The organism is Micromonospora sp. NPDC000663 (genome assembly GCF_042898105.1).
In the GTDB taxonomy this organism is placed as follows: Bacteria; Actinomycetota; Actinomycetes; order Mycobacteriales; family Micromonosporaceae; genus Micromonospora.
Genome location: NZ_JBIAYR010000002.1, coordinates 363176 through 386225, shown reverse-complemented (window position 1 = coordinate 386225; position 23050 = coordinate 363176). Strand labels below are relative to the sequence as shown.

20 protein-coding genes are annotated in these 23050 nt (G+C 72.6%); 9 read left to right on the top strand and 11 right to left on the bottom strand.

All coding sequences use genetic code 11. The features are described from left to right. Window positions 1-144: 144 nt before the first annotated feature. On the bottom strand, window positions 145-366 hold the full coding sequence (locus ACFY1S_RS10470; protein WP_387115251.1) for a zinc ribbon domain-containing protein: 222 nt from the start codon (window positions 364-366) through the stop codon (window positions 145-147). A gap of 54 nt (window positions 367-420) precedes the next feature. On the opposite strand from ACFY1S_RS10470, the gene ACFY1S_RS10465 reads away from it, so the two are divergent. The 3 genes from ACFY1S_RS10465 to ACFY1S_RS10455 all read left to right on the top strand — a co-directional run bounded on the left by ACFY1S_RS10465 (window position 421) and on the right by ACFY1S_RS10455 (window position 6329). Continuing rightward, window positions 421-1869: a lytic murein transglycosylase gene (locus tag ACFY1S_RS10465; RefSeq protein WP_387115248.1), complete on the top strand. Its 1449-nt coding sequence runs from the start codon at window positions 421-423 to the stop codon at window positions 1867-1869. 72 nt (window positions 1870-1941) lie between these two features. Continuing rightward, window positions 1942-2958, top strand: coding sequence for a GNAT family N-acetyltransferase (locus tag ACFY1S_RS10460; protein ID WP_387116023.1), 1017 nt, complete (start codon window positions 1942-1944; stop codon window positions 2956-2958). A gap of 92 nt (window positions 2959-3050) precedes the next feature. Beyond that, window positions 3051-6329 (top strand): lamin tail domain-containing protein, encoded by a 3279-nt coding sequence (locus ACFY1S_RS10455; protein ID WP_387115245.1) that lies wholly within the window; start codon window positions 3051-3053, stop codon window positions 6327-6329. Window positions 6330-6420: 91 nt separating this feature from the next. Here ACFY1S_RS10455 and ACFY1S_RS10450 read toward each other — a convergent pair whose 3' ends face one another. Together ACFY1S_RS10450 and ACFY1S_RS10445 are read right to left on the bottom strand one after the other, a co-directional pair. Further along, window positions 6421-6924, bottom strand: coding sequence for a multiprotein-bridging factor 1 family protein (locus tag ACFY1S_RS10450; protein WP_387115242.1), 504 nt, complete (start codon window positions 6922-6924; stop codon window positions 6421-6423). 308 nt (window positions 6925-7232) lie between these two features. Then, on the bottom strand, window positions 7233-7580 hold the full coding sequence (locus tag ACFY1S_RS10445) for a MerR family DNA-binding transcriptional regulator (protein ID WP_387115239.1): 348 nt from the start codon (window positions 7578-7580) through the stop codon (window positions 7233-7235). A gap of 57 nt (window positions 7581-7637) precedes the next feature. Between ACFY1S_RS10445 and ACFY1S_RS10440 the strand changes: the two genes are divergently transcribed. Then, window positions 7638-8213, top strand: coding sequence for an NADPH-dependent FMN reductase (locus ACFY1S_RS10440; RefSeq protein WP_387115236.1), 576 nt, complete (start codon window positions 7638-7640; stop codon window positions 8211-8213). Window positions 8214-8222: 9 nt separating this feature from the next. Next, window positions 8223-9749, top strand: a complete 1527-nt coding sequence (locus tag ACFY1S_RS10435) for a DHA2 family efflux MFS transporter permease subunit (RefSeq protein WP_387115233.1) — start codon at window positions 8223-8225, stop codon at window positions 9747-9749. On the opposite strand, the gene hemB is transcribed toward ACFY1S_RS10435, so the two are convergent. Genes hemB through ACFY1S_RS10410 form a run of 5 tightly spaced genes read right to left on the bottom strand, consistent with a single transcriptional unit; the run spans window position 9700 to window position 15377 of the window. Continuing rightward, a complete protein-coding gene (gene hemB / locus ACFY1S_RS10430; RefSeq protein ID WP_387115230.1) occupies window positions 9700-10683 on the bottom strand; it encodes a porphobilinogen synthase in 984 nt (327 codons plus the stop codon). The two genes, ACFY1S_RS10435 and hemB, sit on opposite strands and share 50 nt — an antisense overlap. A gap of 20 nt (window positions 10684-10703) precedes the next feature. Next, window positions 10704-12284 (bottom strand): uroporphyrinogen-III synthase, encoded by a 1581-nt coding sequence (locus ACFY1S_RS10425; protein WP_139586874.1) that lies wholly within the window; start codon window positions 12282-12284, stop codon window positions 10704-10706. Next, window positions 12281-13249: a hydroxymethylbilane synthase gene (gene hemC, locus ACFY1S_RS10420; protein ID WP_387115227.1), complete on the bottom strand. Its 969-nt coding sequence runs from the start codon at window positions 13247-13249 to the stop codon at window positions 12281-12283. The genes ACFY1S_RS10425 and hemC overlap by 4 nt, the downstream gene beginning before the upstream one ends. Next, a complete protein-coding gene (locus tag ACFY1S_RS10415; protein WP_387115224.1) occupies window positions 13246-14643 on the bottom strand; it encodes a glutamyl-tRNA reductase in 1398 nt (465 codons plus the stop codon). Before ACFY1S_RS10415 ends, hemC begins: the two co-directional genes overlap by 4 nt. Beyond that, window positions 14640-15377, bottom strand: coding sequence for a redox-sensing transcriptional repressor Rex (locus ACFY1S_RS10410; RefSeq protein WP_387115221.1), 738 nt, complete (start codon window positions 15375-15377; stop codon window positions 14640-14642). Before ACFY1S_RS10410 ends, ACFY1S_RS10415 begins: the two co-directional genes overlap by 4 nt. A gap of 369 nt (window positions 15378-15746) precedes the next feature. On the opposite strand from ACFY1S_RS10410, the gene ACFY1S_RS10405 reads away from it, so the two are divergent. Then, window positions 15747-17045: a sensor histidine kinase gene (locus ACFY1S_RS10405; RefSeq protein ID WP_387115218.1), complete on the top strand. Its 1299-nt coding sequence runs from the start codon at window positions 15747-15749 to the stop codon at window positions 17043-17045. A 40-nt stretch (window positions 17046-17085) separates the two neighbouring features. Beyond that, the gene (locus ACFY1S_RS10400) at window positions 17086-17739 is read left to right on the top strand and encodes a response regulator transcription factor (protein WP_364373092.1); all 654 of its coding nucleotides are present in this window, start codon (window positions 17086-17088) and stop codon (window positions 17737-17739) included. Here ACFY1S_RS10400 and ACFY1S_RS10395 read toward each other — a convergent pair. Genes ACFY1S_RS10395 through ACFY1S_RS10385 form a run of 3 tightly spaced genes read right to left on the bottom strand, consistent with a single transcriptional unit; the run spans window position 17720 to window position 20278 of the window. Then, complete coding sequence (locus ACFY1S_RS10395; protein WP_387115214.1) at window positions 17720-18385, bottom strand: HAD family hydrolase; 666 nt, start codon at window positions 18383-18385, stop codon at window positions 17720-17722. The genes ACFY1S_RS10400 and ACFY1S_RS10395 overlap by 20 nt on opposite strands. Window positions 18386-18405: 20 nt before the next feature. Beyond that, window positions 18406-18660: a glutaredoxin family protein gene (locus ACFY1S_RS10390; protein ID WP_364373086.1), complete on the bottom strand. Its 255-nt coding sequence runs from the start codon at window positions 18658-18660 to the stop codon at window positions 18406-18408. Continuing rightward, the gene (locus ACFY1S_RS10385; protein ID WP_387115211.1) at window positions 18650-20278 is read right to left on the bottom strand and encodes an AMP-binding protein; all 1629 of its coding nucleotides are present in this window, start codon (window positions 20276-20278) and stop codon (window positions 18650-18652) included. The genes ACFY1S_RS10390 and ACFY1S_RS10385 overlap by 11 nt, the downstream gene beginning before the upstream one ends. 573 nt (window positions 20279-20851) lie before the next feature. On the opposite strand from ACFY1S_RS10385, the gene ACFY1S_RS10380 reads away from it, so the two are divergent. Then, window positions 20852-21808 carry an ECF subfamily RNA polymerase sigma factor, BldN family gene (locus ACFY1S_RS10380; RefSeq protein WP_387115208.1) on the top strand — a complete coding sequence of 319 codons (957 nt, stop codon included), beginning with the start codon at window positions 20852-20854 and terminating at the stop codon, window positions 21806-21808. A gap of 279 nt (window positions 21809-22087) precedes the next feature. Then, window positions 22088-22975, top strand: a complete 888-nt coding sequence (locus tag ACFY1S_RS10375) for a DUF5667 domain-containing protein (protein WP_387115206.1) — start codon at window positions 22088-22090, stop codon at window positions 22973-22975. Window positions 22976-23050 lie beyond the last annotated feature (75 nt).

Below are 23050 nucleotides of genomic sequence, written 5' to 3'. Positions count from 1 at the left end.
CCTCCGCCCGTGACGTCGGGTTCATGCTGCCTGAGTCCGAGCGGTCACGCATCGTGAGAACGGCCGGCCCGGTGCCGCCTCAAAGTGCCACTCGAACCCGTTCCCGGCAAGGGCAGCCCACCAGTCGGCGGCGAACCCAACCGTTCAGCAACCGCAGGCGCCGCCGCAGCAACCGCCCCCACCCGGGGCCGCGGCACCACCTGACGGACCACCCACGCCCCGGCCGGTGACCGCGATCGCGGACAGAAGCTTGACCGTGTCGGCATGTCCCTGCGGACAGGTCGCCGGCTCGCCGGCTGCCGCCATTGGACGGTTGACCTCGAAGGTGTCGCCGCAGGCGCGGCATCGGAACTCGTACCGGGGCATGGCATCAGGGTACGTGGACCTGACGCCCGGCGGAGCATGGGTAATACTCGACGGGTGGTGGACGGCGAGGACGAAACGCGTGTACGACCGCTACGACCGTCCGCGCCGCTGGACGGCCCGTTGGACGGTTCGGGAGCCGCGCCGGATCCGGCGCCCAGGGTGGTGCCCCGCCCCCGCCGTCCCTGGCTGAGCGGAAGCTCCACCACCACGTCCCCCACCTCCCCGACGGCCGACAGACCGAGCGGTGAACCGAAGGCCGTCGAGCCGACCGCGGACCCGGCGAAGGCGGCAACCGGATCGGACGCCTCCGCGCCGACCGGCGGACCGGCTGCCGCGAGCGCGGCGACCGGACCGACGGCCGCGACCTTGAAGGCGGAGCCCGCGAAGGCCGAGACCGAGCTGGCCGAGACCGGCACGACCGACACCAGCAAGGCCGACACCGAGAAGGCCGCGACCGGCACGGCCGAGGGTGCGGCTGGTGCCCCGGTCACAGGCCTGGCCGTGACCACTGTGGACGCCACGCCGGTTCCGGCGGTCGCCGATCCCGGGCGACGTCGCCGGGTGCCGTTCGCGCACGCCGTACGGCTGCCACCGCCACGCCAGGCCGCGACGACCGCGGCCCGGGCGACCCGGGCCTGGGCCCGCCGGCCCAGTGGCCGGCTCACCCTGCCCGGCGTGTTCCTGCTGGCCCTGGTGGCCGCGACCGCCGCGGCGGGCGCGCTGCTCGTGCCCGCCACCATCCGCGCCCCCCGACCGGTCGCCGCCGACTCGTCCGAGACACCGACCGCCGCCGCTCCACCGGTCGGCCTGCCCTCCGGCGGGCTGCCCACCGCCCTGCCCAGCGGCGGCGTACCCACCGGCGGGCCGACCGGTGGGTTCCCCACCGGCGGATTCCCGACCGGCCCGGCCGTTCCGCCGGTGGTCGGCGGACGACCCTCGGATGCGCTCGCCGGCTGGGCCCAGCAGATCGGCGCCAAGGTCGGTGTCCCGCCGGCCGCCATGCAGGCGTACGGCTACGCCGAGCTGGTGCTCGCCCAGACCAACCGCAGTTGCGCGTTGAGCTGGACCACGCTTGCCGCGATCGGTCTGATCGAGTCGGGGCACGGCTCGCACAACGGTGCCCGGCTGGGACAGGACGGCAGGGCGCTGCCGGAGATCATCGGTGAGCCGCTGGACGGCAACGGCGGACGGATGCGGATCATCGACACCGACCGCGGCGCCCTCGACAAGGACACCACCTTCGACCACGCGATCGGGCCCATGCAGTTCATCCCGACCACCTGGCAGGAGATCGGCGCGGACGCGGACAACGACGGGCGCAAGGACCCGCACGACATCGACGACGCCGCCCTGGCAGCCGCGAACTACCTCTGCAAGGGCGGGCGCAACCTGAGCATCCCGGGCGACTGGTGGAACGCGATCCTGTCGTACAACGACGTGCGCCGGTACGCCCAGGACGTCTACGACGCCGCAAACCGGTACGGACGGGCCAGCCGCACGTGAAGTGATCGTTCACATACATTGGAGAACTGGACACTTCCCCCGGGCTGCTGTTAGCGGCAAGCTAGACGGGTGATGGTGCGCGAGTGGGACCCCAGGACCGCGTCGTCCGCCGAGATCGCGTCGCTGCTGGACACGCTGAACGCGGTTCTGGCGGCCGATCTGCCGCAGGACCCGCCCTGGCGGGAGACCTCCCTGCGGGAATACCTCGCCGAGGTGATGCCCGGCGAACGGCGGATCTCCTGGATCGCCCAGGCCGACCCGACCGACACCGCCGACCCGGGCGCGATTCTCGGCCAGGTGCACGTGCTGCTCCTCGGCGACATCGGCGTGCTCGAGGTGCTGGTGCACCCGTCGGTCCGACGCTCCGGGCTCGGCCGTGACCTGGTGCTGCTCGCCGCGCGCCGGGTCTACCAGGAGGGCTTCCAGTCGATCGGGGTGGAGGTCGTCGGCGACACGCCGGCGGTGGGCTTCTACGAGTCGCTCGGCTTCACCCGGGAGTACGTGGAGACGCGAAGCGTCCTCGACCTGTCGACTGTCGACTGGCCCGAGTTGGCCGAGATGGCCACCGGCGTCGCGGCGGGTTACCACCTGGAATTCTTTCCCGGCGGGCCGCCGGATGACCTGATCGAGGCGTACGCGCGGGCCAAGGCCGAGGTGCGCGACGTCGACGACGGCGAGTTGCGGCCCAGCTCGTACGACCCGCAGCGGCTGCGGGACAGCCTGGACACCCTGCACCGGCGGGGCATGAAGCCGTACATCGTGCTGGCCCGGCACGAGCAGAGCGGTGAGGTGGCCGGCCTGACCGAGGTGGTGGTGCCGGCGCAGCACCCGACCCGCGCCGACCAGTACGACACGATCGTCGCGCAGGACCACAGGGGTTACGGCATCGACCGGGCGATCAAGGCCCGGATGCTGCTGGAGCTGCGGTCAGCCGAGCCGAAGCTGATCGAGGTGCAGACCTGGAACGCGCAGGCCAACGAGGCGATGCTCAAGGTCAACGCGGAGTTGGGTTACCGGCCCGACCGGGACTGGTGCGAATACAGCGTCGACGTCGCCGAGCTGGTGCACCGCCTCGACCCGCCGCGCTGAGGAATTCACGAAACTGTCCGATGGGGGATGGACGATGGACAGTCGGGCACCTTAACGTGCGTTGACCCCCGTCCACCCATCGTGGAGGCCCCATGCGCCCGCGCCGCTCAATAGCCGCGCTCGCGACCGCCACCGCCGCCGTGACAGTCACGGCGCTCGGCGTCGCACCCACCGCGGCCAGCGCCGCGCCCACCGACCTGTTCATCTCGGAGTACGTCGAGGGATCGTCGAACAACAAGGCGATCGAGCTGTTCAACGGCACCGGCGCCGCTGTCGACCTGACCGCCGGCGGCTACCAGTTGCAGCTCTACTTCAACGGCTCCACCACGGCCACCACCATCGCGTTGACCGGGAGCGTGGCCGCCGGCGACGCGTTCGTCTTCGCCAGCGCGTCGGCCTCGGCCGCCGTCCTGGCCCAGGCCGACCAGACCACCGGGGCGAGCCTGTTCAACGGCGACGACGCGATAGTGCTGCGCCGGGGCACCACGGTGCTCGACTCGATCGGCCAGGTGGGTGTCGACCCGGGCGCCGAGTGGGGTGCCGGTGCGACAAGCACCGCGGACAACACGCTGCGCCGGCTGGCGAGCGTGACAGCCGGAGACACCGACCCGTCGGACGCGTTCGACCCCGCCGCCCAGTGGGCCGGCCACCCGGTCGACACGTTCGACGGGCTCGGCGCGCACACCGTGGACGGCGGCGGCCCGGTCGACGTACCGGCCACGCTGACCTGCGGCGGACCACTGGTCACGGCGGCAGGCACGGCCGCGAGCCGCGATGTCACCGCCACCGATTCCGACGACACGATCGTCGACCTGGCGGTGACGTCGGTCAGCCCGACCCCGGCCGCCGGCTCGATCTCCCGTACCGCGTTCACCCCGGCCGGCGGGGTGGGCGGCACCGCCCGCGCCACGGTCGGCGCGAGCGCCGATCTGGCCGCCGGCGCGTACACAGTGACGGTGACCGCGACCGACGCGGGCGGCGGCACCGCCAGCTGCGCGCTGGCCGTGCAGGTGACCCGGGAGCTGACCGTCGGGGAGGTGCAGGGCCCGACCACGGACGCCGAGTCCGGCCCGTCGGACCGCTCGCCGCTCGCACCGGCGAGCGGCAACGGCACCAGCAGCACGATGTACGACGTACGCGGCGTGATCACCCAGTTGACGCTTGCCCGCACGTCGGCCGGGGCGGAGCAGCACGGGTTCTTCCTGCAGAGCCGCACCGGCGACACCGACGGCGACCCGACCAGTTCCGACGGCGTCTTCGTGTTCATGGGCACGTTCACGTCGCTGATCGGCGGGTACGTGCCGACCGTCGGTGACGAGGTGGTGCTCCGGGCCCGGGTGTCGGAGTACTACAACTTCACCCAGCTCTCCGGGGCCTCGCTGGTCCGCCGGATCGCCACCGGCCTGGACGTGGACACGGCTGTCGCGGTGACCGACGCGGTGCCTCCTGTCGAACTGACCGGGGCGCAGCTCTGGTGGGAGCGGCACGAGGGCGCCCGTCTGCGGGTACGCGCGGGCAGCGGCGCGGTGAGCGGCCGCGACGTCTTCTCCTCCACTGCGGACGCGGAGTTGTGGGTGATCGACCGGGACGACCCGCTGCTGGACCGCGCCGACCCGTACTCCCGGCGGGTCTTCCGGGATTCGCACCCCCTGGACAACGACCCGACCCGCCGCTTCGACGACGGCAACGGCCAGCGGGTGCTGCTCGGCAGCATGGGCGTGAAGGCCACCGCCGGGGACAGCACGGCGCTGCTCCCGCCGGCGCACACCTTCGACACGCTGGGCGCGGACGCGGTGGGCGGCGTCTACTACTCGTTCGAGAAGTACGGCGTCCAGGTCGAGCGGGCGGAGTTCGACGCCGGGGCGGACCCGTCGAGGAACAACCCGCCGAAGGCTGCGGACCGGTCCCAGGAGGTGGCGGTCGCCACGTACAACGTGGAGAACCTGTACGACTACCGCGACGACCCGTTCGACGGCTGCGACTTCGCCGGCAACGCCGGCTGCACAGGGGTCAGCCCGCCGTTCGACTACGTGCCGAGCGGTGAGGCGGACTACCGCGAGCACCTGACGGCGCTCGCCGACCAGATCGTCACCGATCTGCACGCACCGGATCTGATCCTGGTGCAGGAGGCCGAGGACCAGGACATCTGCACCGTCTCCGGGGCGGCGCTGGCCTGCGGCGACACCGACAACGCCGATGGCGCTCCGGACAGCATCCAGGAGTTGGCGCTCGCGGTGGCGCAGGCGGGCGGGCCGGCGTACGCCGCGACCTATGACCGGACCGGCGCGGACGCCCGCGGAATCACCGCCGCGTTCCTGTACCGCACGGACCGGCTGTCGTTGCCGGCCGCGACGGCGGACGACCCGCTGCTGGGTTCGGCGCCGACCGTCCAGTACCGCGCCCCGGGGCTGCCGGCGAACGCCGACGTGCAGAACCCCAAGGCGCTCAACGCGGTGCTGCCGTCCGACGTGGACACGTCGACCGGCCGGGACGGCACGAATGTGTTCACGAGGGCTCCCCAGTTGGGCAAGTTCAGCGTGGCCGCCGCGCCGGGCTCGTCCGAGCGGTTCACCCTGTACGCGCTCAGCAACCACTACTCGTCCGGCCCGGACGGCCGGATCGGGCAGCGTCGGGAGCAGGCCCGCTACGGGGCGGCGATCGTGACCGCGATCGAGGCGGCCGACCGGAACGTCCGGGTGGTCTACGGCGGGGACCTGAACGTGTTCCCCCGACCCGACGACCCGATCGCGACGGGCAGCCAGCCCACCGTGTCGGACCAGTTGGCGCCGCTGTACGAGGCGGGCCTGCACAACCTGTGGGACAACCTGGTGGCGGAGGTGCCGGCTTCCGCGTACTCGTACAGCTTCGAGGGGCAGGCGCAGACGCTCGACCACCTGTTCGTCAATGACGCGCTCTACGGCGATCTGGTGCAGGTGCGGGCGGCGCACATCAACGCGGACTGGCCGGCGGAGTTCTCCGGCGACGGGTCGCGCGGGTCCAGTGACCACGACCCGCAGGTGGCGAGGTTCCGGTCCCGGTCGTCGTTGACCGTGGCCGACGCGACGGTGGTCGAGGGCGACCAGGGCACGCGGCAGCTCACCTTCACCGCGACCGTGTCCCGGCCGCTGTCCCAGCCGGTGCTGCTCTGCGCCGCCACCGTCGGTGGCACGGCGCAGGCGGGTTCGGACTTCGACGCGTACGTCGGTTGCAAGGTGCTGGCCGCCGGGCAGACGTCGGTCGCCTTCCCGGTGACGGTGCGCGGTGACCGGAAGCGGGAGCCGAACGAGAAGCTGACGCTGTTGGTGGCAGGCGTGCCCGGCCTGCGGCTGGCCGATCCGCTGGCGACGGGCATCATCACCAACGACGACTGATCCGTAAGGCGCCGTCAGCGGCCCGCCGTCCGGGTTTCTCCCCAGGCGGCGGGCCGCTCTTCGTTGGCTCCGTCTCTCAAAGGCCGGGGGTTCAGTAGTACTCCTGGACTGTTGGCGGGGGCGGGATGTGCCTGTGCTGCGCCACTCGCACCTCCCACTGGCTGCGCCGTCGTCGCGCCTCTCGATCGACGGAACTGCGATGGTAGGTCTCCGGAGGCCGGGCCAGCCCGTAGCGGTCCCCCCACCACTCCCCCGGCTCTGGGTCGAGGATGGTGTCGAGGTGCGAGGGGTAACGCCGACCCGCACCGTCGTGGACGTCTTCCCGGTCAACCATCGGCTGGACAATCCGGCCTTCCTGATCCACCACGACCAGGTAGAGGCCGCCCGCGCCGAGCAGGCGTTCCAGTACCGCAAGGCTCGGTGTCAGGCTGCCCGCCTCGACCCGCCCCACCGTCGAGGGTGACACCTTGGCGAAGCGGGCCAGCCGAAGTTGGCTCAGCCCGACGAGCCGACGTGCGCGGCGAACCAGACCGGCGATGGGGAACCGACCGATGGTAGGGCCAGGGGGAGGAGGAGGCTCGAGCGCCGACGTCATCTCACCACCATCACCCGCGCCGACACCCAGGCTCAATCCCTGTGGATAAACCTGTGGATGATCCGAGGTCGGGCGGGGGCGGGGGCGGGGGCACCGTTCGCAGCCTTTGCTCTGCTTCAACGGACGCAACTATTGGAGTCCTAAAGTGTTGCGTCCGTTGAAGCAGAGCAAAGGGCGCGCGAAGGGGCAAGGGACCTCCTCGGGCAGGTTGTCCGGATGAGTCGTCCTGATGGCTTCGGCGACGGGACCCGGATGCTGGAGAGCCACGTGCCCGCGGACGACCAGCGGCGGATCGGGGCCCGGGCGGGTCAGAGTTCGCAGAGGCGGCGACCGGAGCCGATGTCGTCCAGTGCCGCGTGCAGGTCGCGGATACGCCGCTCGGCCTCCGCGGTCAGCCGATCGTGCAGGCCCTGCCAGTCGGCCAACTGGGGGTCGGGTGGCAGGGCCGCGAGCAGGTAGCGGATCTCGTTGACGGTCAGGCCGACGCGCTGGGCCACGCGCGCCACCCTGATCCGGCAGGCCGCGTCGGTGTCGAAGCGCCGCTGGTTGCCGCCGGTGCGGGCAGCCGCGATGAGGCCCTGCCGCTCGTAGAATCGCACGGCGGAGCCGCTGACCCCGCTCTCGCGGGCCACCTCGCCGACCGTCAACGTGCCCATCGCCACTCCCCCGCCGCCATTGACTTCACCATTAGTTCAAGTCCTAGCGTCCGAGGCATGATTACGCAAGAGGGCAGCGCACCGCCGACCGTCGCCGTGCTCGTCGGGAGCGTCAGGCAACCTCGGATAGGCCGCTCGATCGCCGACTGGTTCGTCGCCCACGGGAGCCGCCGCACGGACCTCGACCTGGACCTCGTGGACCTCGCCGAGGTGGCGCTGCCATTCGCCGACACCCCTCCCGGGGGCAATTCGGCCAGCCCGATCAGTGCCCGGTTGGCGGCCGCCGACGCGTTCGTGGTGGTGACACCCGAGTACAACCACAGCTTCCCGGCCGCCCTGAAGAACGCCATCGACTGGCACTACCGGGAGTGGGTCCGCAAGCCGGTGGCCTTCGTGTCGTACGGCGCCGGCTCCGGCGGCATCCGCGCGGTCGAGCAACTCCGGTTGGTCTTCGCCGAGGTGCAGGCCGCCACGACCCGGTCCGGGGTCGTGCTCCGGGCTCCCTGGGAACGACTCGACGTCGCCGGTCGGCTGGTCGACGACGAGCCGCTGCGGCAGGCCGCCGACGGCACTCTGAGCGAACTGGCCTGGTGGGCCGAGGCGCTGCGGACCGCCCGCCGGGCCCGGCCCTGAGCAGCCGACATGGACGCGTCCGCGCGGCGGCTCGGCTGGTACCTGACCCTGGGTGGTCTGCTCGCGGTGATCGACACCACGGTCACCGTGGTGGCCCTGCCGAGGCTGGTCGACGACCTCGACACCAACCTCACCACGATCGGCTGGGTCACCAGCGGCTATGCGCTCGCCCTGGTCGCGGTGATGCCCACCGCCGCCTGGGCCATCGGCCGCTTCGGCGCCCGCCGCACCTACCTGACCGCGCTGCTGCTGTTCACGGCCGGCTCCGTGTTGGCCGGGGCCGCCTGGAGCGTCGGGTCGCTGATCACGTTCCGGGTCCTCCAGGGGCTCGGCGGCGGACTGCTCAACCCGGTCGGGATGGCCGTCGCGCTCGCCGCGGCGCCGCCCGAACGGCGAGGACGGATGATGAGCCTGCTCGGCCTTCCGGTGCTTGTCGGGCCCCTGATCGGGCCGGTGCTGGGTGGGCTGCTGCTCGATCACGCGTCCTGGCGGTGGATCTTCTGGATCAACCTGCCGGTGGGGTTGTTGGCGATGGTGCTCGGCCGGTCGGTGCTGCCGGTCGCCGACCCGCGACGACCACCGGTCCGGCTGGACGTCGTCGGGCTGCTGCTGCTCTGCCCCGGTCTGGCGCTGGCGGTGTACGGGCTCAGCGTCACAGGCGAGCGGGGCGGGGTCGTCACCGCATCCGTGCTGCTGCCGCTAACGTTCGGCGCCATGCTGGTGGTCACCTTCGCCTGGCGGGCCGGCCGGGTACGGCAACCACTGCTGCGCCTGGCCGTGCTGCGCGCGCCGGGGATGTCCCCCGGCGCCGCGACTGTGGCGTTCTTCGCCGCCGGATACTTCGGGTCGTTCCTGATCATCCCGGCCTACGTGCAGGTGGTACGCGGTGACTCGGCCACCCTGGCCGGGGTGATCGGCATTCCGCAGGCGCTTACCACCGGGCTGATGCTCCAGGTCGCGACCCGGCTCGTCGACCGGGTCTCGGCGCGGCGGGTGGTCGGGCTCGGCATCTCTACGGCGGTGGCCGGCACGGTGGCCCGGGTGCTGGTACTCGACGCCGACACGTCGTACCCGCTGCTGGCCACGCTGGGTGCGGTCATCGGCCTGGGCATGGGCGCAACGCTCATGCCTACGATGACCGCTGCCAGCCGGTCGCTCTCGCCCGATGACCTGCCGTCCGGCTCCACGCTGCTCACCACCGTGTCGCACACGTCGGTCGCGGCCGGCACGGCGCTGATCGCCGCCGCCCTGTCCTGGCTGGCGGCCCGGCTCGCCCCGAGCCTGGAAGGCGGGGGCATCACGGCCGCCAACCGGCTCGACCCGGCCAGCCGGCTCGGCTTCGCGCCGGAACTGGCGCAGGCCACCCGCCTCGCGCTGGCGGTGTCGGCAGTGCTGCTGGCGCTGGCCTGGTTGACCAGCCGGCGGCTTCCGAGCGCCGTCGCGGGTGCCGACGAGACGGCCGCTCCGGCGCGACCCGCGGGGTCGGTCAGTAGCGCTGGCGGAGCAGCCCGGCGGCCTCGACCGCCCAGTAGGTGAGGATGATCTGGGCACCGGCCCGCTTGATCGAGGTGAGCGTCTCCAGCATCACCCGCTCCCGGTCGATCCAGCCGTTCGCGGCGGCCGCCTCGACCATCGCGTACTCGCCGGAGACCTGGTAGGCAGCGACCGGGACATCCACCGCGGCCCGCACCGCCGACACCACGTCGAGGTACGGCAGCGCCGGCTTCACCATCACCAGGTCGGCGCCCTCGGCGACGTCGAGCGCCACCTCACGCAGCGACTCGCGCAGGTTGGCCGGGTCCTGCTGGTAGCTGCGCCGGTCACCTTCGAGAGCCGACTCCACCGCATCGCGGAACGGTCCGTAGAACGCCGAGGCGTACTTCACGGCGTACGCCAGCACTGCCACGTCCTGGTATCCGGCCTTGTCTAGCGCCCGGCGTACCGCGCCGACCTGGCCGTCCATCATCCCGGACGGCCCGACCATGCCGACCCCGGCGGCGGCCTGGGCCACCGCCATCTCGGCGTACGCGGTCAGGGTGGAGTCGTTGTCCACCTCGCCGTCGGGGGTGAGCAGGCCACAGTGCCCGTGCGAGGTGAACTCGTCCAGGCACAGGTCGCTCATCACCACCGTGGCGTCGCCCACCTCGGCCACCACGTCGCGGATGGCGACGTTCAGGATGCCTTTCGGGTCGATGCCGCCGGAACCGGTCGGGTCCCGCTGCTCCGGCACGCCGAACAGCATGATCCCGCCGACACCGGCCTGGACCGCCTCGGTGGCCGCCTTGCGCAGCGAGTCCCGGGAGTGCTGGAGCACCCCCGGGAGCGAGCTGATGGCGCGGGGCTCGGTCAGCCCCTCCTTGACGAACATCGGCACGACCAGTTCGGCCGGGTCGACCCGGGTCTCGGACACCAGCCGGCGGACCGCCGCGTTGCGGCGCAGCCGGCGGGGCCGGATCTCGGGGAACGACATGGCAGAGCCTCCTCGAACGACTACCGGAAGCGCAGGGCGGTCGGACCCTGCACCTTCGAGCCGCGGCGCTGCTTCGCAGGCATGGCGGCCAGCTTCTCGCGCAGCTCGACGGCGTAGGCGGCGAGCGCCTCCACCAGGTCGGGCACCGAAGCGTGCGGCGGCTGGACGTCGACCCGCAGGCCGAACTCCGTCGCGGTCTCCGCCGTCTTGGGCCCGATAACGGCAACAACGGTACGGGCGTGCGGCTTCCCCGCGATACCGACGAGATTGCGCACCGTCGAGCTGGACGTGAAGAGCACGGCGTCGAACCCGCCCGACTTGATCGCGTCGCGGATCTCGGCGGGCGGCGGAGCGGCGCGCACGGTCCGGTACGCGGTCACGTCGTCGACCTCCCAGCCGCGCTCGGTCAGCCCGGCGGCCAGCGTCTCGGTGGCGATGTCGGCGCGGGGCAGCAGCACCCGGCCCACCGGGTCGAGGATCTCGTCGTGCGGCGAGAACTCGGCCAGCAACCCTTCGGAGGACTGCTCCCCGGCGGGGATCAGCTCCGGCTGGATGCCGAACGCGCGCACCGCGTCCGCGGTCGCCTCACCGATGCAGGCGATCTTGACGCCGCCGAAGTGCCGGGCGTCCAGGCCGTGCTCGGCGAACTTCTCCCAGACCGCGCGGACCGCGTTCACCGACGTGAAGATCACCCAGGCGTACCGGCCGTCGACCAGGCCCTTGACCGCCCGCTCCATCTGCGCCGGGGTACGCGGCGGCTCGACCGCGATGGTCGGCACCTCGCACGGGATCGCCCCGTACGCCCGCAGCCGGGCGCTCATCGCGCCAGCCTGCTCCTTGGTACGCGGTACGAGCACCTTCCAGCCGTACAGCGGGCGGTTCTCCCACCAGCTCAGCTTGTCGCGCTGGCCCACGCCCGCGCCGACGGTGAGCACCACCCGGCCGGTGAAGCCGAGCGCGGCGGCCACGAAGCTGTCCACCGTCGACGTGGTCGTGTACTGGGTCTCACCGGTGCCGTCGCCTGTCACGCCGACCCCGGTCGTGCCGTCGACCCCGGCGGCCAGCAGCCCGTCCCGGACGGCGGCGAGATCACCGGCGTCCACGGCGAGCGCGAGCGAGCCCCGGCCGACGGCAGCGGCGAGCGCCTCGAAGTCCAGTGCGCTGACGTCCTCGACGTCGGCGGCGGTACGAACACCCGGCAGGGGAACACCCGCATAGGTGGCCACGCCCTCGGCCTGGCCGACGCCCGGCACCACCTCGAAGTGGGCGGCGGTCCGGGCCACCGCCTGCACCTCCTTGACCACCGAGTCGTGGCCGAACGGGTCACCGGCGACCAGGTGCACCGCGTTCAACCCGGAGCGGGCCGCGGAGATCAGCACCTTCGCCACGTCCCCCGGCGCGCCTTCGGCAGGGGTGAACTCGGCGTCGTCTCTGGCCTCGGCGCGAACGACGGCGAGCAGCGACTCGGGGACTCCCCGGTCGTAGATCACCTGGTCGGCGTCGACCAGGGCGTCGTGCGCCCGACGGGTCAGCAGGCCCGGGTCGCCGGGGCCAGCCCCGACGAACGCGATACGGCCGACGGGCTTACGGGTGCGGGTCATTCTGTGCTCCCAAATTGCTGGGTCCCCGGGCCGGTGTGTCCTTCGTGGCCGAGGATCGAGTCGGCGCCGAGGTCGAGGAGTTCGGCGGCGAGTGCCTTACCGATCTCCGCTGCGTCGGCGGGCGTTCCGGTGCGGGACAGCCGAAGGTCACGAGTGCCATCCGGACTGATCACCGCCCCGCGCAGGTAGATCTCATCGCCGGCGTCACCTTCGGCGAGTTCCGCATAGGCGGCGACGGGTGCGCTGCACCCGGCCTCCAGGGTTGCCAGCAACGCGCGCTCCGCGGTGACCGCGGCGCGCGACGGTGCGTGGTCGAGCGCACCGAGCAGCTCGACCAGGTCCTGATCGTCGACCCGGCACTCCACGGCCAGCGCGCCCTGGGCGGGCGCGGGGAGCATGAGCATCGGGTCGAGCGTCTCGGTGATCGCGTCGGTCCGACCGATCCGGGCCAGACCGGCCCGGGCCAGCACCACCGCGTCGAGGTCGGCCTCGGGGCCGAGCACCCGCGCCAGGCGGGTGTCGATGTTGCCGCGGATCGGGGTGACCTCCAGTTGCAGCCCGAGGGCGTGCAGCTGGGCGATGCGGCGCAGCGCGCCGGTGCCCACGGTGGCCCCGGGCGGCAGCTCGGCGAGCGTCCGCCCGCCCTTGGCGATCAGGGCGTCGCGCGGGTCCTGTCGGGCCGGCACTGCCGCGATGTGCAGCCCGGCGGCGCCGGCCGTGGGCAGATCCTTGTAGGAGTGCACGGCGAAGTCGATAGTCCGCGCGGTCAGCGCGTCACGCAGCGCGGAGACGAACACCCCGACGCCGAGCCGGTGCACCGGCGCGTTGGAGCGGTCACCGGCGGTGACCACCTCGACCAGCTCGACCGGTCGGCCGGTGGCGGCGGTCAACGCCTCGGCGACGTGGCCGGACTGGGCCATCGCCAGGGCGCTGCCCCGGGTGCCGAGGCGCAGGGGGGCGGTCAACGTGCACCTCCGGTGGGCGGGATCTGGTCGGCCGAGTCCGTACCGAGCACCGGGTCGGTGCCGGAGAACACGGCGCCCAGGTCGGGGGACAGCACCTCGGGCACGGTGTCCACGGGTGAAGTCTGCGGCACCTGGAGGTCGAACAGCTCGCGCAGCAGGGCCGCGTACTGGTCGCCGCCCGGCTCGGCGGCCAACTGGCGGACCTTCACTGTGGGCTGGTGCAGGAGCCGCTGCACGACCCGGTGCACCGTACGGGCGACCTCGGCGCGCAGGTCGTCGTCGAGGTCGGGGCGGCGCTGGGCGAGCCGGCGCAGCTCGGCGGTGACCACGTCGTCGGCCCGGCCGCGCAGCGCGGCCACGGTGGGCGCCACGTCGGCGCCACGCAGCCAGGTGAGGAAACTCTCCACCTCGCCGAGGACGATCCGCTCGACGGCTGCGGCGTCCGCGGCGGCGGGACCGTCGGCGAGCAGCGCCGCCATGCGGTCGATGTCGATCACCTCGACACCTGGCAGGTCGGCGACGCCCTCCTCGACGTCGCGCGGGACGGCCAGGTCGAGCAGGACCAGTGGGCCCCGGGCCCGGTCCCGTTCGGCGAGCGCCGCGCCGACCACCGCCCGGGTGAGGACCGGTTCGGTGGAGGCGGTGGCGGCCACTACGATGTCCACTGTGGAGAGGGTGTCGGCCAGCTCGGTCATCGGCGCGGCGCCCGCCCCGTACGACTCGGCGAGCCGCAGGGCCCGGTCGGCGCCACGATTGGTGACGGTGAGCGGCCCCGCGCCCAGTCGGGACAGGGTGGCCACCCCGAGCGAGCCCATCGCGCCGGCGCCGACCACCAGGGCCGGCCGGCCCTCGAGGTCGCCGTCGAGATACCCGGCGGCCAGCTCCAGCGCGGCGGTGACGACGCTCTGGCCGGCCCGGTCGATGCCGGTCTCGGCGTGGGCGCGCTTGCCCACCCGCAGCGACTGCTGCATCAGCTCGTGCAGCAGTCGGCCGGCCGAGTCGGCGCCGGTGGCCCAGTGGTACGCGTCACGCAACTGGCCGAGGATCTGCGCCTCGCCCACGACCATCGAGTCCAGGCCGGTGGCGACCCGGAAGACGTGGTCCACGGCGGCGGTGTCGTAGTGCACGTACAGGTGACTGGCGAGCGCCGCCGGCGGGCAGCCGGCCTGCTCGGCCAGGACGGCGCAGATGTCACCGAGCCCGCCGTGGAAACCGGACACGGCGGCGTAGACCTCCACCCGGTTGCAGGTGGAGACGAGCACCGCCTCGCTCACGTACGGCTGAGCGACCAGGCGGTCGAGTGTGCGGGTGAGGTCGGCGGGGGGCACGGCCAGCTGCTCCAGCGTGGCGACCGGGGCGGTCCGGTAGGACGCGCCGACGACGAGCAGTTTCACGTGCCGATCGCCTCCTGGGTCTCGGTGGCCGCGAGCCCGCCGGGAAGGGCGGTGAGCGAGGCCTTGCGGTGCTCGTGGAAAGACAGGATCTGCAGCTCGATGGCGAGGTCGACCTTGCGCACGTCGACCCCCTCCGGCACCGAGAGTACGCACGGCGCGAAGTTGAGGATGCTCGTCACGCCGACCGCGACCAGTTGGTCGGCGACGCGCTGGGCGGCGGCGGCGGGGGTGGCGATCACGCCTATCGCGATGGACTCCTGCACGGCGATCTCCGGCAGTTCGTCGACATGCCGTACGACCAGGCCGTTGATCTCCTCACCGACCCGGGAGGGGTCGGCGTCGAGCAGTGCGGCGATCCGGAAGCCCCGGCTGGCGAAGCCGTCGTAGCCGGCCAGAGCGTGACCGAGGTTACCCACGCCGACCAGGGCGACAGCCCTGCGCTGGGTGAGCCCGAGCACATACTCGATCTGTTCGATCAGCAGGGCGACGTCGTAGCCGACGCCCCGGGTGCCGTACGAGCCGAGGTGGGAGAGGTCCTTGCGGAGCTTGGCGGAGTTGACTCCGGCGGCGGCGGAGAGGCCCTCGCTGGAGACGGTCTCGTGCCCGCTGTCGGCGAGGTTGTGCAGGGCACGGAGGTATTCGGGGAGCCGCGCGACGGTCGCCTCGGGAAGGTCCGGGAGCGCGGGTACGGCACCGGCACGGCCGGGCGCGCCTGGGTGACGGTGCTGACTCATGAGACTCCGTGCGGTGCGATCCTCGGCCAACTCCGCTGGTCGGCCGCTTATGGACTCCCGCTGGCGACCGAGATTGCCGGCTGTGCTAGCAGGGCGCGTCGGAATCACAGCGTAGGCGCTTGTGAAGACGTGCACAAATCGCGATCTTGCCGCTGCGCGCCGCGACTCCACCAGCACCTCCATTCCACAAGATCGATTCAGCGCTCCGCGAGCCCGCGTCGCCCGGGGCGATTATTGCTCAATCCCGACTTCTCTGACCAATCCCGCGTTGCGCCCGGCAGTGTCGCCCACGGGGTAGGGACAGCCCTACGGGAGAGAGGCGGGACTTCGGGATGGGGACAGGCAGCCCGGATGCCTAGCCTTTGGGGCATGACCGCCGTTGCCGCCAGTGAGAAACCGACACTGGCACCGAGCATCCCCCGCCAACTCTTCGTCGACTCCGGGTACGTGCTGATCGGCCTGCCCCTGGCGGTGGCCAGCTTCGTCGTCCTCGTCGTGGGGCTCGTGGTGGGCGTGGGACTGGTGGTCACGGTGATCGGCCTGCCGATCCTCAGCGGCACCCTGTACGCCGCCCGTGGACTGGCCGACATCGAGCGTCTGCGGCTGCCCGCAGTGCTGCGGCAGCCGCGGATCCGACCGCACTACCGGCTGGCCGAGGCGGGGGCGAACGCCTGGCGGCGGATCTTCGTGCCGATGCGCGACGCCCAGTCGTGGCTCGACCTGGCGCACGGAATCCTGCGGGTGATCGTGGCGCTTGCCACCTTCGTGGTCACCGTCGCCTGGTGGGTCGTCGCGATCGTCGACTCCCTCTACTGGGCGTACGACTGGGCCCTGCCCCGACCGTCCGACGGCGACCAGGACCTGGCGCAAATCCTCGGCCTGGGTGACTCGACCACCGCCCGGATCGGGTTGAACACGGCAATCGGTGTGTTCTTCCTGATCACCCTGCCGATCGTGGTTCGGGGCTGCGCGCTGCTCCAGGCCAGCTTCGCGAAGGCGATGCTGACCGGGGTGGCCGAGATGCGGGACCGGATCACCGTGCTGGAGGAGCAGAAGCGCGCCGCCGTCTCGGCCGAGGCGTCCGCGCTGCGCCGGCTGGAACGCGACATCCACGACGGCCCCCAGCAGCGCCTGGTCCGGCTGGCGATGGACCTGAGCCGGGCCCGGATGCAGCTCGCCACCGACCCGGAGGCGGCCGGCCGGACCATCGACGAGGCGGTCACCCAGACCAGGGACACGCTTGCCGAGCTGCGGGCCCTGTCCCGGGGGATCGCCCCGCCCATCCTTGTCGACAGGGGCCTGCCCAGCGCCTTGGCCGCCCTCGCCGGCCGAGGGCTGATCCCCATCGAACTCCAGGTGGATCCGCAGCTCGGCACGCCTGACGGCCGGCTCGACCCGGCTGTGGAGAACACCGCGTACTTCGTGGTGGCCGAGGCGCTCACCAACATCGCCAAGCACAGCAGGGCCACCGAGGCCCTGGTCGCGGTGGCCCGGCAGGGCACCCACCTCCAGGTGCGGGTGGGCGACGACGGGCAGGGCGGCGCGCACCTGGCCAAGGGACACGGGCTGGCCGGCATCGCCGACCGGGTGCGGGCGGCCGGCGGCGAACTGGCGGTGGTCAGCCCGGCCGGTGGCCCGACCGAGATCCGCGCCGAGCTGCCCCTGTGAACCGACGAGGACCGCACCCGACGTGGTAGACAACACAGCCATGCGCATCGTGATCGCCGACGACGCCGTCCTGCTCCGGGAGGGGCTGGTGCGGCTGCTGACCGAGAGTGGACACCAGGTGGTGGCCGCCGTCGGGGACGGCGAGGCCCTCGTCGAGGCGGTGGTGGAGCACCAGCCCGACGTGTCGATAGTCGACGTGCGGATGCCCCCGACACACACCGACGAGGGTCTGCGGGCCGCGGTCGAGGCGCGGCGGCTGGTGCCGCGTACGCCGATCCTGGTGCTGTCCCAGTACGTCGAGGTGTCGTACGCCGATGATCTGCTCGCCACCACCGGCGGCGCCGGCGGCGGCATCGGCTACCTGCTGAAGGACCGGGTGGCCGCGATCGACGAGTTCCTCGACGCGTTGCGGCGGGTGGCGGCCGGTGGCACGGTGCTCGACCCGGAGGTGGTCGGACAGCTCTTCGCGCGACGCCGCCGTGACGAGCCGTTGCGCGAGTTGACGCCGCGCGAGCGGGAGGTGCTGGCCCTGATGGCCGAGGGGCGTTCGAACACGGCCATCGCCCGCGCCCTGGTGGTCAGCGACGGCGCGGTGGAGAAGCACGTCCGCAACATCTTCACGAAGCTCACGCTCCCACCGGACACCGAGCAGCACCGACGGGTGCTGGCCGTCCTCACCTACCTGCGGAGTTGACCTCCCGCCCGGCCAGGGCCACCGCCTCGGTGAGGGTGTCGGCCACCGGGTGGCCGGAGGTGCGCAGCCGGGCCGGGTCGGTGAACCCGCCGGTGTAGAGCACCGCCCGGCCGCCCACCGCACGCGCAGCGTCCGCGTCGTCGATGGAGTCGCCGATCAGCACCACGTCGCCGCCGTCGACGCCCAACTCGGCCAGGTGCGCCTGGAGCGAGTCGGCCTTGCGGTCACCGCCGACCGTGGCGCGCAGCCCGTCCACCCGGGTGAAGTGCCCGGTCAACCCGAAGGTGTGCACGGTGGGCACCAGCTCCTCGTGGAACCACATGGAGAGCAGGCTCTGGCTGCCCGACCAGGACGCCATCGCGGTCCGCGCGTCGGCGGCCAGCTCGCAGGTGGTCAACCCGCTGCGGTACGCGTCGTGGAAGATCCGGTCCAGCCGGGCGAACGCCTCGGCGTCCACGGCCTGGCCGAGCACCTCGGCGTAGTAGTCGGCGACCGGCCGGCGGAACCGCACCCGGTGCTCGTCGGGGGTGACCACCGGGCCGCCCACGCTGGCGAACGCGACGTTCGTGGAGGCCACCACCAGGCTGAGGTCGTTGAGCAGTGTGCCGTTCCAGTCCCACACCAGGTGGGGGCGCGCGGGGGTCATCAGAGCACCTTAGGCAGCGCTCAGAGTTGCGGCGTGGTCAGGTCCCGCAGCAAGCGTTCCTCCTCGACCCGCCAGTAGCCGTGCTCCTTGCCGTCGAGCATCACCACAGGCAGCCGGTCGCCGTACTCGCGCTCCAGTTCCACGTCGTCGGACACGTCCCACTCGACCCACTTGTCGCCGGTGACCGCCACCACGCGGTCGAGGGCTGCCTTGGCGTCGTCGCAGAGGTGGCAACCGGGCCGGGTGATCAGGGCGAGCCGGGCGTCAGTGGCCATCGGTTACCTCCGTGCGGGTGTCGGCGGATGCGGGCGGACCGGCCGGCGTCGCCGACCGGAGCTGGATCTTGCGTACCTTGCCGATCGCCGAGTGGGGCAGGGCGTCGACGAACTCGACGGCGGTCGGGCACTTGAACCGGGCCAGGTTGCGCGCGCAGTGGGCGAGCAGCTCCTCGCCTGTCACAGGCCGTCCCTGCGCCGGCACCACGTACGCCCGAACAGTCTCGCCGGTCGGTGGGTGCGGCACACCCAGTACCGCCGACTCGGCCACCGCGGGGTGCCCGGCGAGCACCAGCTCGACCTCCCGCGGATAGACGTTGAACCCGTTGACCAGGATCAGTTCGCCGAGCCGGTCGACGAGGAACAGGTCGCCGTCCTCGTCGGCGTACGCGACGTCGCCGGTGCCCCACCAGCCGTCGGCGTCCGGGCCGTCCCGTCCGTCCGGCCAGTAGCCGGTGAACAGGTTGGGGCCGGCCACCACGATCCGACCCGGGTCGGTGCCCGGCGTCACGTCGGAGATGTCCAGCTCATCCGGGTCGTCGTCGGGGACGGCCACGCCGTCGCGCCACAGGTCGGCGCCGTCCGGGTCGACGAGGCGCAGCCGTACGCCGGGCAGCGGCCGGCCGATCGAGCCGGCCTTGGCGACCCCGCCGACCAGGGTGGAGGTGAGCACCGGTGCGGTCTCGGTGAGCCCGTACCCGATGTGCACGACATGGCCGGTGGTCTCGGTGAAGCGCGCCGCGACGGCGGGATCCAGGGGCGCCGCCCCGCAGACCGCGACCCGCACGGAGGCGGTGGCCGCGCGGGCGGTGGCGGTGTCGGCCCAGGTCAGGAACATCGACGGTACGCCTACCAGCACGCTGACCCGGTGCCGGGCGATCTCGTCGAGCCCGGCGGTCGGCCCCGGTTCGTCGAGGAGCACACCTGTCGCGCCATGGTGGACGACCGCGCCGAGCCCCGAGTTGAGCCCGTACGCGTGGAACAGCGGCAGCGCCAGCAGAACGGTGTCCGTCGGACCGACGACCGGCGGGTCGATCCGGTCGACCTGCTCGTGGTTGGCCAGTAGCGCCCGGTGCGGGAGCATCGCCCCCTTGGGGTGCCCCTCGGTGCCCGAGGTGTAGAGAAGGACCGCCAGGTCGTCGCCGCCCCGGCGCGAACGCGGAGCGGGCCCGTCGGCGGCCGATTGCGGCGGTACGCCGTGCACGGCGGTGAGCGCGGGCAGTTCGGCGGACACCTCGGCGACCTGGGCCCGTACACGGTCGGTGCCGATCAGCACCGATGTGGCGGAGTCGGCAAGCACGTGCCGCAGTTCCGGGGCGGTGAGGCCGGGGTTGACCGGCACGGCGACCAGGCCGGCGCGAAGGGCGCCGAGCAGGCCGATCACGAAGTCGGGGGTGTTGGGCAGCGCGATCGCGACGCGGGGCGGCGTGTCGCCGGGGGTGGTGTGCGGCGCGACGGCGGTCAGGCCACGCGCGGCGGCGTCGACCGCGGCGTCCAGGTCGGACCAGGTGATGCTCTGCTCGCGCCAGTGCAGCGCGGGCCGGTCACCGTGGTGGAGAGCCGAACGGTGGACCCGGTCGGCGAGGTTCGGCGCGGGGTTCTCCGCTGCGTCCTGCACGGTGGTCGAGTCTGGCACAGCGGACGGCGACAGGCCACGCCCGACGGACGGGGTCGGCACGCCTCGCAAGTCCCGTCGGGGGGACTGGCCACTGTGCCACCGGCGGACCGGCCGGGTCCCGCCGATGGGACGGGTGACGCCGTCGTACGGGGCTCGGCCGGCGTACGACAACCATCGGACGCGGCGGGGCGACCCAACGGACAATGGACCCCGACCAGGGGATCCATCCTGGATCACCACGCCGGAGGAAAGTCAATCGCACACGACGGACAACCGGTCCGGCACCGGTGCGACGGAGCGGGAAATACTTCCGCCCTGTGTAACGGACTTGCCACGCGCGGGTGACGTTGGCCCTATCATCACTCGGGTCGGCTCACCCCATTTGCCGTGAGTCGACACCCCTCAGCCCGAGGAGGCCCCCGTGCCTGTGAGCGCATTGGACCAGCACCTCAAGGGGTACTGCCGCCCGTCGGCACACCCCGGAACCGTCCTGCCCGACCGCAAGCCCGGTCGGTCGACCCCGACGACCCGCAGACCGGCCCGTCCGGCGACCACCGGGACGGGGGCGACACGGTGACCACCTTCGGTTACGCGGAACGCCCGGTCGGCGTGACCGGTCAGCCGACCCGCTCCCCGGTCAACGAGCGGCCGGCGGCCCGCGCTCCCGTGGACGACTCGCACGGCAACGCCGCGCGGGGCGACGGCGCGGCACAACGGACCCGCAGCCGGCCCCACCACAACGAGCCACCGCCACGGCCGGCGGTGCCGGGCGGCAACACGAAGCCGGCCGGCGGTCGGGTCGCCGTACCCGCCCGGCCGACCATGCCGACGCAGGGTCGTCGGATGGGCGACACACCGACGGCGACCACCGATCCGGCGGCCGGTGAGACGGCGGTGATTCCGGTGGTGCCGGCCAGCACCGCCACCACACCGACCGGCTTCCCGAGCCGGCCGGACCCGTCAGACCCGGCCACCGAGGTCTGGACGCTCATCGAGCGGGCCCAGGCCGGCGAGTCCGAGGCGTTCGGTCTGATCTACGACAGGTACGTGGACACCGTGTTCCGGTTTGTCTACTTCCGGGTCGGCAACCGGCAGCTCGCCGAGGACCTCACCTCGGACACGTTCCTGCGCGCGCTCAAGCGGATCGGCAGCTTCACTTGGCAGGGCCGCGACCTGGGCGCCTGGCTGGTGACCATCGCCCGCAACCTGGTGGCGGACCACTTCAAGTCCGGCAGGTACCGGCTGGAGGTCACCACGGGCGACGTTCTCGACGCCGACCGGGAGGACCGGGGCCCGGAGGGCAGCCCGGAGGCGGCGGTTGTCGAGCACATCACGAACGTCGCGTTGTTGACCGCCGTGAAGCAGCTGAATCCGGAGCAGCAGGAGTGCATCGTGCTCCGGTTCCTCCAGGGGTTCTCGGTGGCCGAGACGGCCCGTGCCATGGGCAAGAACGAGGGCGCCATCAAGGCTCTCCAGTACCGGGCCGTCCGGGCGCTTGCCCGACTCCTCCCCGACGGCTTCCAGCCGTAGTCCTCGTGGGCGGGACCGATGGATGTCGATCGACATCCGCGCAGCTCAGGGTCGGTTCCGCCAGGTGATGACAATCACTTTCTGTGATTTTCGCTCCGCCAGGCCCGTAACCCGTGCCCGGTCCGCCGCGTTTCTCCGGGTGCGACCGGTGGTTGCCCGGCAGGCCCGGGTCTCCGAGGTCCGACCGGCACGCCGGCGGCACCTCACCTCCGTGGTGTCACATTGCCGCCCGGTCGTTGGCAACGACGGCGGCCGACCGGCCGTGACCAGCGAGAGGAGGTGCCTGCGGTGGACAACACCCTCTTCTCCTGCCGGCGCGCCGAGCGCTTCGCGCAGCTTCTCGACGAGGCCAACGGCGCCCGGCGGCACCACGTCCGGTCCCGGGTGGACGGTCAGCTCGCGCCGCTCGTCGCGGTGGGCCAACGGCTCAGCGTCGACCCCCCGACGGTCGAGGTGGACCCCGAGTTCCGCACCAGCCTGCGAGCGATGCTGCTCGCCACGGCCGAGCGGGACGGGCTGGGCAACGCCCCGGCGGCCGGCGAGCCAGCGACTGCGCGTCCTACCAGCACCGCCCGTGTGCCGCTGCTCCCCGCGGCCACCGCGCGACGGGCCCGGGCCCGCGCCGCGATCCTGGTCGGCGTCGCCGCCGGGGCCATCGCCGTGTCCGGCATCTCCGCCGCCAGCGAGGACGCGGTCCCCGGCGACGCCCTGTACGGGATGAAGCGCTCGACCGAACGGGCCCAGCTCGCCCTGGCCAGCTCGGACATCAGCCGCGGCCAGCTCTTCCTGGACTTCGCCCGCACACGGCTCGGTGAGGCCGCCAAGCTCCGCGGCGACCGGATCGGCTACAGCACCGTCCTCGACGACATGGACGCCGACACCCGGCAGGGTGTCCGTCTGCTGACCTCGGCGGCCGTGCAACGAGCCGAGGCCGGCAGCCTGGACACCGTCAACACCTTCGTCACCGGTCAGCGCCGGGCGGTGTCGAACCTGCTCGACGGGGCCAACCGGGCCGACCGGGAGAGGACCCGCCAGTCGCTGGCGCTGCTGGACAGCATCCGGGAGCGCTCGGACGCGCTGCGCGCCTCGATCGCCTGCGGGCTGCCGGCCCCGGAGGGCAGCGACGCCCTCGGCCCCGCCCCCACCGCCTGCCCCGGCACCCGCTGACCCCTATACCGCAGGTCAGACCGGCTCCGCCGCAGTTCATCGCGTGCCCAGCCGGTCAACCAGGTGGGCCGGCTA